Raw genomic sequence first — 7,920 nt, 5'->3', positions numbered from 1 at the left:
CCCCGGGGGGTGGCCGCCGCTTCTGCGTTCGAGGTGGTGCTAGGCCGGCACGGTCTCCCGCTCGGGCTGCTGCGCCGGAGCGGGTGCGGCGGTGGCGGGCGGGTCCAGCAGGACCTTGCCCATCAGGTACGCCGAGCCAACGGCGATCAGCACGCCCGACAGCGCCGCGACGTCACGCCAGGCGCCGTTGATGTCCATGTTGATGGTGGCGTAGGTCGGCCAGCCGGCCCACAGCTGCCAGGCCGAGAACGTGCACGGCACGAGCGGGATCGCGGTCAGGGCACCGCGGACGACGCCCCACTTGCGGATCGCGATGCAGAGCAGGAAGCCGCCGAGCATCTCGCCGTAGTTCACCGGCACCCACCACAGCGGGAAGTCGGTGCCGATCCGCCACGGCTGCTCGCCGTAGTAGTCGTACGCGCTGGTGATGACGAAGCCCTCAAGGATGATGTTCATGACGGCCTGGCCGACGATGGCGTAGGCGAACACCGTCCAACTGCGCGAGGCGAACGCCTTGTAGAAGACGTAGCAGGCGACGCCACCGAAGCCGGTATAGACGAACATCGCCCAGTACGGGTAGTGCACCGGCTGCGCGAAGTCCGGGAACTGGGTCCAGGCGATGTGGTTGCCCTCGTGGAAGCGCAGCTTGCCCAGGGCGTCCCAGATCGGCTCGTTGAGGTTGCAGAGCACGCTGCCGACCAGGCAGAGGGTGAGGATCGGCGAGCGCTTCCACACCAGGTCGACCAGGGCCCAGAGCAGGAATGCCCCGGCCATGATCGCGGAGACGGTGAAGAACGCGTCGGCGCGGTCGGCGGAGATCGTCGGGATCTGGGAGATGTCCCGCTCAGTGGCGATCATGGCCACCTTCCTTCGAAGTACGGACCGGGAATCCCGGCTTCGGCGTAGTCGCCCTTGGGGTCGTAGACCTTGGTGTTCTCGTAGATCCAGGGAGCGAGGGTGTCCGCGCTGTCGGTAAGGCGGAACGAGGCCCACACCGCGTTGTAGGGCACGTAGGCCATCGCGGTGATGAGCACGACCACGACCAGCTCACCGAGCACCTTGTGCGGGCGCAGGGCCCCGATGCGGTTCGCGATCCGGTTGGCGGCGCTGTTGCCGTCGGCGTCCCGCCAGAGCAGCACCGCGGTGACGCCGGTGAGCACTGACAGCGTGAGCGGGTCGGTCCAGGAGTACTGCCACGGCGTCTCGCCGCGGATGACGGCCCAGCCCGGGACCTGGGTGTAGGTCCAGTACTCGATCCGGCACATGAACAGGTTGACCAGCACCCAGTTGAGCGGGACCGCGACCGCGAAGGTGATGCCGAAGACGGTCCACAGCGGGCGGCTCGGTCGCACGCCGCGGCGGGCCAGGATCGTGGTTACCGCCAGCGCCGGGAAGATGAACAGGTACGGATAGGCGACGGTGTTGATGATCGGCTCGGTGGTCGGCGAGACGTCGAAGAACCACCAACTCGTCGGGTAGTGCACCAGCTCCGGGTTCATCGCGGCCGAACTGGCCCAGTTCGCCAACGAGTCGGTCAACCCGCCCATCACGAACAGCCCAGCCAGCACGGGCAGCGCCGGGTGCAGCCGACCGTTGCGGCGCGAGGCGAGCACGAAGTAGGCCAGGAACAGGCTGCTGGCGATCAGGGTCGCGACCTGGACCGTGGTGATCCAGTGGTCGTAGCCCCACAGCTGCGGATACGCCTCGACCGAGCGGTCGACCAGGATCCGGCCCTCGGGGCCCTTCTCCGCGGTGATCAGCACGATCAGGATCAGGGCGGCACCGACGCCGAAACCGGCGATCGCGAGCGGGCGCCGCACGGGGCGCGCCTCCTTGCCGGGAGGGCGGTCCGGGCGTGCCTCATCGGTGCGGACGGCCACGGAACGAGAGTGCTCCAACACTGACGAAGTTGTCAAGATGTCAGCAATTGTGGGCGCGACCTTCGGCAGGCATGATGAGCGCCATGAACGAGGGGTACGACCCACAGGTCGTCATCGACAACAGCGACTCCGGAACGCGGATGGCGCTGATCCTGATCGTGATGGCGATTGCCGGCATCGGTGGCTACATGCAGTACGCCGGGGCGATTCCGCGTGGCCAGCGGGACAAGACCTTCTGCATCCCGCTCGCGACCAACCTGTGGAACTTCGCGCACGACACCACCTACGTCGCGTCCTACGACTCCTGGTTCGACGACGAGAATGAGCTCTGGATCTGCAAGCTCTTCTGGTTCGGGCTGATCGTCTTCTCGATCCTGGAGCTCGTGGTGATCGCGCAGATCATCCGCTACGCCCGCGAGGATCTGTTCGGCGAAGGCTGCTCGGTGGCGAAGGCGATCGCGATCTACTGCGTCCTGCAGGTGTTCGTGTACGGCATCTTCCACTGGTTCCAGGACATCACCGATGACCCGCTGGAGTACTACGGCCTGACCACCACGGTGATCATGGCGTCGGCGTTCAACATCTCGATGATGCGGTCCCGGGGCAGTCAGCGCGGGATGAGCGAGTTCATCCTGTGGGGTTACCTCACCCTGTCGGCCGGGTTCTGGCCGTGGATGATGCTCTCCGACCCCGACCACTTCTGCCGGCCGGTCTACATCATGATGGCGATCGGAAACCTGGCGGTCGACGTCTACTCGATCTACGTCTTCCGGAGCCTGCCGGTCTACGTGCCTCCGAACCCGGTGGAGCGGCAAACCAGGACGGCGGTGCCGGCGGGTTAGTTCGAGGTCAGCCGTGTCTGACGACCGCATCTGACGGTGCGTCAGCCGATGCCGCGAACCCCAGCCGCCATGGGGCGGCGTCGTCCATCATGAGAGCGCACGCAACTGCACGTGCGAGTGCACGCCGCTGGGCAGCACCCAGGCCTTGAGGCGCCAGCGCACGACGCCGTCGATCGCTTCGATCGGGGCCCAGCCGAAGGCGCGGGAGTCCTGCGAGGCGGCGGGGTTGTCGCCGAGGAGGAAGAGCATCCCGGTGGGGACGACCTGCGGGTCGGCCGGCCCCGACTGACCGTCCGGGCGGCAACAGCGCACGAAACCCCAGGACCCGGTCCAGGCCGGGTTGTCGACGACCAGCCAGGGACCCTGGCCGCCGGGCTGGACCTCCACGGTGGTCACCCCTTCCACCGTGTCGATCCGGACGCCGTCGCCGGGGAGGCCGATAACGCGTTTCACCACGGTGGGCCCGCTGCTGAACCGGGTCACGATCACCGCGAACCGTGCCGGGGTGTCCCCGCCGCTGAACGGTCGCAGCAGGACGCGTTCGGAGTCGCGCAGGGTGGGCGTCATGCTCACGCCGTCGACCCGGACGGCGGTGATGGTCGTGGCGGCGGCGAGGACGGCCAGCACCAGGGCGCCGGTGACGAGGATCGTTCTGACGGCCCGTCCGCCGCGCCATGTCGACAGTGGCCTCGGGGATTTCGGTGCGCCACGGTTCCCCACGGGTCTGGCCCTCGACTTCTTTGACGCGAATGGTTACCGGGTGTTCGATTGTGCCGCCGTGACCCTGCCCCTGGACGCCCCGCCGCGCCATTTCATCGGGATGGCTGCGGGACCCAGGCCTGCCCCGCTCCGAAGGCTGAGCGCTGGCGGGTTTGGGTTCCGTATGCCCTAAACTCGCAGCGGCGGGGAGCTTGCTCCCCGACGCCGCCTTAGCTCAGTCGGCTAGAGCAGCTCACTCGTAATGAGCAGGTCATCGGTTCGATTCCGATAGGCGGCTCCGCTAGAACCCAGGTCAAGGCCTTCGAGGCCCCAACGGCCTGGGTTTCTGGTCAGGACTGCGAACCTCCTATGGGGATGAGCGTCACCTCGGTCTGGGGTCAGCGGGGGAGTAGGGCGATCATCAGCAGCGTCCACACCACATGGGTGATGCAGGAGGCGAGCACCCCGGCGGTCGCACGGCGCTGCAGGGCGAAGACGGCGCCCATGATCACGCCGGCCACCACGAGGATCAGGATCCCCGAGCACGCGATGACGACGACGTAGAGCACGGTGCTGGCCACCTCGGGGCGGTGACGAGCGAGAGCGGACCAGGCGGCACCGCGGAAGAACAGCTCTTCCCCGACCCCGTTGACCACTGCGACCAGCGCGGCGAGCAGGGCGACGCGGCCGCTGGCGTGGCCGATGATCCCGTCCACCTGGTCGGCCAGGTAAGGGTTGGTGCTCACGATCAACTCGCCGATGACGAAGACCCCGAAGATCAGGGCAGCCAGGGCGGCCGGACCGGCGAGGTCATGGCCCCCGCGCAAGCGCCCCAGGGGCACCGGCCCGGACAGCAACGCCCCGAGCAGCCAGGTCGCAGCCAGGGCGGAGGTGAGCAGGAAGAACCGGGGTCCGGTGCCGTGCTCGTTCAGGGCGAAGGCAGTGAGCACGGCGCCGAGAACAGTGGTCGCTGCGACCACGGCGCCGCGCCGCCGACGGTCGGTGGCGTCCTCCGGCGGCGGTGCCCCGACGAACGGGGTCGCGCCCAGCACCTCGCGGACCCGGCCGGTGGCCGTCATGCCGGCTGCGGCTGCGGGTCGGAGTCCCGCCATTCGGCGTCCCGCTGTTCGGCGTCCCGCTGTTCGGCCTCGCGCTCGTCGAGGGCTCGCCGGGCCGCCTCGGCAAAGGTCAGCAGCGGACGCGGCAGCAGTCGGGTGATGCTGTCGTCCTGGACCACCACCTCGTTGCCCATCGATTCCACCAGGGCCGCGCCGACGTCGGGGTCGACGTCGGTCACGAACCGCAATCCCTTCCCGGAGAGCCAGGGCGTCAGGAACGGCACAGTGAACAGCGGACGTGGGTGACGGCCCATCACCTGCGCGGCCTGGCGGAGCATCTCGCGGTAGGTGAGCACCTCGGGACCGCCGATCTCGTACGTCATCCCCGACGTCGCCGGCTCCTCGACCACCCCGGCGAGGTAGGCGACCACGTCCTCGACCGCGATCGGCTGGCTGCGGGTGGACACCCAGGCCGGGGCGGGGAGGACCGGCAGATTGCACACCAGTTGACGGGTGATCTCCCAGCTGATGCTGCCGTTCCCGACGATGATTCCGGCGCGCAGCACGGTCACCGGGATCCCGGCCGCCCCGAGCAGACCTTCCACTTCGCGTCGACTGCGCATGTGCGCCGACAGGTGCGCCATGTTGTCGTCGCCCAGCCCACCGAGGTAGACGATGCGGGAGATCCCCGCCTCCTTCGCCGCCAGCGCGGTCGCCCAGGCGGCCTCCGCATCGCGGCGTTCGAAGTCGTCCTCGCCGAGGCTGTGGACCAGATAGATCAGGATGTCCGCGTGTGCGAAGGGTTCGCCGAGCGTGTCCGCGTCCGCGACGTCGCCCGCCACATGCCGTAGCGAGCCCCAGCCGGGTACGTCGTCGGCGAGGTCCGGTTCGGGATGGCGGGAGAGCGCGCGTACGTCGTGGCCTGCGGCGCGCAGCACGGGAATCAGACGCCGGCCGATAAATCCTGAGCCGCCCGCCAGCACGATGTCCATGCCGGGAAGCTACCGACGGGTATACCGCTCAATCCGGCTGGCGCTGTCGGTGTTGTCACACCGCTTCGCGCGTTGCCGCGACGTGGATGCGGAAGGTGCCAGTCATGACCACCTTCTCCGTCACCGTGGACAGCGTCGCCGCTGTCGAGGCCGACCGTCACGAAGTCTGGGTCCGCCTGGCCGACCCGAACACCCTCGTCCGCCTGACCCCGCTGCTCACCCGGATCGAGGCCGAGGAGGACACGTGGACCTGGCACCTCATCGAACTCAAGGGCCTGGGTACCGGAATCACGCCGGTGTTCACCGAGCACATGGCCTTCGACGCGGAGTCCTCGATCGTGTTCTCGCATCGACCGGCTCCCGGAGTGCGCGAGCGCGTCGGGGCGGAGGGTCGCTACGACCTGCAGGACTCCCCGACGGGGGTCAACCTCGCGATCTCACTCACCATCACGGCGGACCTGCCGCTGCCGAAGTCCGCCGGACCCGCCGTGCGCAAGGTGATGCGCCGGACCATGACCATGATGGGCGACCGGTTCTCGGCCAACCTGCTCGCCGACCTGCCGCCTCGCACCGCAGGCCGGCGCCTCGAGCACGGCCGTTAGACGTCTTCGAGCCGGAAGCCCAGCTTCATGCCGACCTGGTAGTGGTTGAGCTGGCCTTCGCGGACGTAGCCACGGATCTCAGTGACCTCGAACCAGTCGATGTTTCGCACGGTCTGGCCGGCCCGGCCGATCCCGCTGCGGATGGCGTCCTCGATGCTCTCCTGCGAGGTACCCACGAGTTCGGTGACCCGGTAGACGTGTTCGGACATCGCGCTCTCCCTTATTTCGTGGCCCACGGCGCTGTGGTGCCTGCGGCGAGCCACCTACCCGGGCGGATGGTGTCTAGACCACCCGGGCCTCACGGAAGCCTTGGATGTCATCGGCACCGTCGCTTCCGTCGCCTCGAGGACCGGACGGGGCGGGCTGAGGGTGGGCATGCCCTAAGCATCGGCTTCTCTGGGCTCTCGCACGACGGGCGAACGGCCCGCGATCGTCCTCGGTGGGTCCCTAGGCGGGCGGGACTTTCGACACAGCGCAAGCGGAGCGCCTGTAGTCCAGCGGTCACCGCAGTCGGATCGGCTTCGCCGTCATCGCGGCCGCGGCGCGGACGAGGTCGGCCCAGCCGCTGCCCGCCTCCAGTTGCTCGCGCTGCCACCGCGCGCCGGTGCCCCGGGTCAGGACGGTGTCGAGCAGTGCCCGGACCAGCGGGAGGTCCTCGGTCTCGTTCAGCGCGTCGGTGAGGTGGGAGAGCAGCAGGTCGGCGGCCCGGCGGGCGGGCACGGGACGCCAGGACTGCGGGTCGAGCAGGTCGCCGTCCAGGCCCCAGCGGGCGGCGGTCCAGTGCGCGACCCGCAGCATCTCCAGGCGCACCGGATCCGGGCCGACTCCGTCGCGCCACTCCCGCGCCGCCGTCAGCACGAGGCCCCGGGCGAGGGACGCGATCAGCACCGCATCCTCGGCGTGCACGCAGACGTCCGCGACGCGGATCTCGACAGTGGGGAACGTCGCGGACAGGCGGGCGTCGAAGTAGACCATCCCGCGGTCCAGCAGCGCATCCGTGGCAACGAGCGCTTCGACGGCACGCTCGTAGGCGTCGGCCGTGCCGAAGATCTCCGTCGGGCCGGCGGAAGGAAAGCGGCCCCACGCCTCGTGCCGAAAGCTGGCGAAGCCGGTGTCCTCCTCCTGCCAGAAAGGGGAGTTGGCCGAAACCGCGAGCAGGATCGGCAACCACGGCCGGATCCGGTCCAGCACGGCCACCCCTTCGGCCGCATCCTCGATCTCCACGTGCACGTGCGTGCCACAGGTGAGCTGTTCCCGGGCCGGTAGCCCGAGGCGACCCACGAGACGCCGGTAGCGCCGGTCCGGGCTGGGCGTCGCCTGCACGCTTGCCGGGTAGGTGCCGAGCGCGATCAGGGCCACCCCGCGCCGGGTGGCCGCTTCGATCGCGGCGGCCCGTTGCGCGGTGAGATCGGCGGCCAGATCCGCAAGCTCGTGATGCGGCGATGAGGCGATCTCGACCTGCTGCTGTTGCAGCTCCCCTTCGACCGCCCCGTCGATCGCCCCGTCGTGGTTGGCCAGCGCGATGACCTCGGCAGCAAGGCCGCGCGCTGCTCCGGTCTCCGGATCGACGATCAGCAGTTCTTCTTCGACGCCGACAGTGCGCACTGGTCTCCTCCGCTGGTTGGCGTTGCGAAGCGGGAATTACGTCATGCTTGTGTTGGTTATATCCGATACACACCAGATTTCGGCCCTGACGCACCTACACCCGGTCAGGTCTCCCCCTCAATCCCCCGGGCCCCGGGGCCATCTGGAGATGCCATGCCTTCACGCACGATCGCCTCACGCACCGCGGCCGCCGCCGGCGCGGGTGCCCTGCTCCTCGCGGTGACCGCGGGCCTGCCCGGTGC

At 69.0% G+C, this 7,920-nt stretch carries 9 protein-coding genes and 1 tRNA gene; 3 read left to right on the top strand and 7 right to left on the bottom strand.

All coding sequences use genetic code 11. The features are described 5' to 3' along the window. Window positions 1-39 precede the first annotated feature (39 nt). Entirely contained in the window at window positions 40-858 is an 819-nt protein-coding gene (locus H0X00_RS19345; RefSeq protein WP_293774045.1) for a hypothetical protein, read from the bottom strand. Continuing rightward, a complete protein-coding gene (locus tag H0X00_RS19340; protein WP_293774044.1) occupies window positions 855-1,820 on the bottom strand; it encodes a spirocyclase AveC family protein in 966 nt (321 codons plus the stop codon). The genes H0X00_RS19345 and H0X00_RS19340 overlap by 4 nt, the downstream gene beginning before the upstream one ends. A gap of 143 nt (window positions 1,821-1,963) precedes the next feature. Between H0X00_RS19340 and H0X00_RS19335 the strand changes: the two genes are divergently transcribed. Next, entirely contained in the window at window positions 1,964-2,722 is a 759-nt protein-coding gene (locus tag H0X00_RS19335; RefSeq protein WP_293774042.1) for a hypothetical protein, read from the top strand. Window positions 2,723-2,809: 87 nt separating this feature from the next. On the opposite strand, the gene lepB is transcribed toward H0X00_RS19335, so the two are convergent. Next, a complete protein-coding gene (lepB, locus tag H0X00_RS19330) occupies window positions 2,810-3,442 on the bottom strand; it encodes a signal peptidase I (protein WP_293774040.1) in 633 nt (210 codons plus the stop codon). 203 nt (window positions 3,443-3,645) lie between these two features. On the opposite strand from lepB, the gene H0X00_RS19325 reads away from it, so the two are divergent. After that, window positions 3,646-3,719: transfer RNA gene (locus H0X00_RS19325), tRNA-Thr, on the top strand. 100 nt (window positions 3,720-3,819) lie between these two features. Here the strand turns inward: H0X00_RS19325 and H0X00_RS19320 are convergent. Together H0X00_RS19320 and H0X00_RS19315 are read right to left on the bottom strand one after the other, a co-directional pair. Further along, window positions 3,820-4,500 carry a CPBP family intramembrane glutamic endopeptidase gene (locus tag H0X00_RS19320; protein WP_293774038.1) on the bottom strand — a complete coding sequence of 227 codons (681 nt, stop codon included), beginning with the start codon at window positions 4,498-4,500 and terminating at the stop codon, window positions 3,820-3,822. Continuing rightward, window positions 4,497-5,471 carry an NAD(P)H-binding protein gene (locus H0X00_RS19315; RefSeq protein WP_293774037.1) on the bottom strand — a complete coding sequence of 325 codons (975 nt, stop codon included), beginning with the start codon at window positions 5,469-5,471 and terminating at the stop codon, window positions 4,497-4,499. Before H0X00_RS19315 ends, H0X00_RS19320 begins: the two co-directional genes overlap by 4 nt. Window positions 5,472-5,575: 104 nt before the next feature. Here H0X00_RS19315 and H0X00_RS19310 point away from each other — a divergent pair, with 104 nt between their 5' ends. Continuing rightward, on the top strand, window positions 5,576-6,073 hold the full coding sequence (locus tag H0X00_RS19310) for an SRPBCC family protein (protein ID WP_293774035.1): 498 nt from the start codon (window positions 5,576-5,578) through the stop codon (window positions 6,071-6,073). Here the strand turns inward: H0X00_RS19310 and H0X00_RS19305 are convergent. Continuing rightward, window positions 6,070-6,282, bottom strand: coding sequence for a dodecin (locus H0X00_RS19305; protein ID WP_293774034.1), 213 nt, complete (start codon window positions 6,280-6,282; stop codon window positions 6,070-6,072). The genes H0X00_RS19310 and H0X00_RS19305 overlap by 4 nt on opposite strands. A gap of 292 nt (window positions 6,283-6,574) precedes the next feature. After that, window positions 6,575-7,678: a glutamate--cysteine ligase gene (locus H0X00_RS19300; protein WP_293774033.1), complete on the bottom strand. Its 1,104-nt coding sequence runs from the start codon at window positions 7,676-7,678 to the stop codon at window positions 6,575-6,577. Window positions 7,679-7,920: the final 242 nt, after the last annotated feature.

Origin of the sequence: Sporichthya sp. (assembly GCF_013815995.1) — a bacterium.
Lineage (GTDB): Bacteria > Actinomycetota > Actinomycetes > Sporichthyales > Sporichthyaceae > Sporichthya.
The sequence above is the reverse complement of the archived record's forward strand: the minus strand, read 5'-3'. Positions and strand labels throughout refer to the sequence as shown.